Raw genomic sequence first — 1325 nt, 5'->3', positions numbered from 1 at the left:
GGCCATCCGGGCCGGCTTCGACGGTATGCACCTGAAAGCGGACTGCGCCCGCGGCGTCATCGCCCAATATGGCTTCAAGCGCGTGGGCTGGGTGCTGGCCAACACCATTCAGAAGAAGCATTGGGACGGCCGGTTCCGTCCCCGCCACAAGGAGTGGGCCGACACCATCTTCATCCCCGCCTGCGACCGGACAGGCGAGTACATCGTGGAGAGCCACCCGGCGGTGCTGGACGGCTTCGTGGAAGCATTCCTGGACGAGGTAAATGGGCTCTCCCTCTTTGACGCCTCCCAGTGCGACACACTTTCGGGCCGCAGTCTGGAGGGAGAAGTCCTGGTCCTGAGCCCGGCGGCGCTCAAAGAGTCCTGCTGGTCTCCCCGCAATCAGCTCTGGCTGGCGGAAAGCGGCTTTGGGTGCAGTCCCCATGCTTCCGGCCGGGCAATCTATGCCACCTGCCTCGGGGATGGGGAGCGGACCAGATGGAACAGGGGCGATTTCATCGGCATCCTCCAGGACGAGTGTTTCCCGGAGTGGGCAAAGCAGACCGTGGACACGCTGCGGAAGGCAGAACAGGAGGCGCACGATGGCATATCTTCCTAATGTTCTCAGGGAAACCAGCGAGGGGCTGAACCAGATCCCGATTCAAGACATTCTGTTCCAGAAGCGGGAGATTTTCTGCGTCGGCCCCATCACGGAGGACACCGCCTCGGCGCTGGTCCTGCAGCTCCGCTTCCTTCAGCAGGACGCACCCGGGCAGGAGATCACCATGTATATCAACAGTCCCGGGGGCGAGGTCCCCAGCGGCCTTGCTATCTACGATGTCATGAAGGCGGTCGGCTGTCCGGTGCGGACCATCTGCACCGGCACCGCCGCCAGCATGGCCGCAGTCCTGTTCCTGTCCGGCGACCGGCGGGATATGCTGCCCCACGCCAAGGTCATGATACACGACCCGCTGATTCCGGGCGGCGTGGGCGGAAGCGCGCTGAACGTGGACGCCATCGCCAAAAACCTCATGCAGACCCGCCGGACGGTTGCGGACATCATTTCGGCCCACACCGGCAAAAGCCTGGAGGAGGTACTGGACAAGACCGCCTCAGACAGCTACTTCGACGCCGCGGAAGCCGTGGAATGGGGCCTTGCCGACAGAGTTATACACCAGCTGTAAATCAGGAGGTACTATGTCAGAGAGAATTTTATACAAAGGCCCATGTATCAGCAACGATACATGGGTCACGGGGCTGAACAACAACGACTGCATCATCGGCCCCAGCGGCACCGGCAAGACCCGCAGCTATGTGCTCCCCAACATCCTTCAGTGCAGTGAGAG

2 protein-coding genes are annotated in these 1325 nt (G+C 62.0%); both read left to right on the top strand.

The features are described from left to right. A partial coding sequence (locus tag B5F94_RS15840; protein WP_087331535.1) for a DUF3849 domain-containing protein occupies window positions 1–598 on the top strand: 598 nt, incomplete at its 5' end. Further along, window positions 582–1163 carry a ClpP family protease gene (locus tag B5F94_RS15835; protein ID WP_158100319.1) on the top strand — a complete coding sequence of 194 codons (582 nt, stop codon included), beginning with the start codon at window positions 582–584 and terminating at the stop codon, window positions 1161–1163. The genes B5F94_RS15840 and B5F94_RS15835, both read left to right, overlap by 17 nt. Window positions 1164–1325: the final 162 nt, after the last annotated feature.

Origin of the sequence: Flavonifractor sp. An4 (assembly GCF_002161755.1) — a bacterium.
Classification (GTDB): domain Bacteria; phylum Bacillota; class Clostridia; order Oscillospirales; family Oscillospiraceae; genus Flavonifractor; species Flavonifractor avicola.
The sequence above is the reverse complement of the archived record's forward strand: the minus strand, read 5'-3'. Positions and strand labels throughout refer to the sequence as shown.

Coding starts and splice junctions, on each gene's coding strand:
- B5F94_RS15835 (WP_158100319.1), top strand. CDS start 582: ATGGCATATCTTCCTAATGTTCTCAGGGAAACCAGCGAGGGGCTGAAC.